Origin of the sequence: Vibrio sp. S12_S33 (assembly GCF_963889785.1) — a bacterium.
GTDB lineage: Bacteria > Pseudomonadota > Gammaproteobacteria > Enterobacterales > Vibrionaceae > Vibrio > Vibrio aestuarianus.
This window is the reverse complement of the sequence record NZ_CAWPQZ010000278.1, coordinates 1-393: the sequence shown is the minus strand read 5'-3', so window position 1 is coordinate 393 and position 393 is coordinate 1. Positions and strand designations below refer to the sequence as shown.

The window sequence follows — 393 nt, the reverse complement described above, 5'->3', positions numbered from 1 at the left end:
ACAAGACGATATTTTTCATGTCAGGGAGTTTAGCTTCAGGGGAGTCGGCTCCCGAGCAGTACAACCACATATAACATTGCTTGTCTTCCTTAAGCACATTGAGCGGCGTTTCATCGGCCTGAACCACAACTTGTTCGAGTAAGTGAGTCTTCAGTGCCTGATAAAGCGGTTTGAACTTTTCACTAACCTGAATTACCCACCTTGCCATGGTGGTTCTCGATAGCTCGATACCTGACTGGGTAAACAGGGATTCTTGGCGATAAAGTGGCATCGCGTATTGGTATTTGCCAAGGATGATATTGGCCAGCAAGCTTTCTGTGGCGAAGCTTTTAGGGATGATGCTTATCGGTGCGGGTTGTTGGTGAATGTGGCTTTTTTCAGCCTGTTGTTCAC

1 protein-coding gene is annotated in these 393 nt (G+C 46.8%); it reads right to left on the bottom strand.

The window, feature by feature from the left end:
• Window positions 1-393: IS66 family transposase (locus AACW06_RS20160; RefSeq protein ID WP_192076395.1), on the bottom strand; the 393-nt coding region annotated here is incomplete at both ends.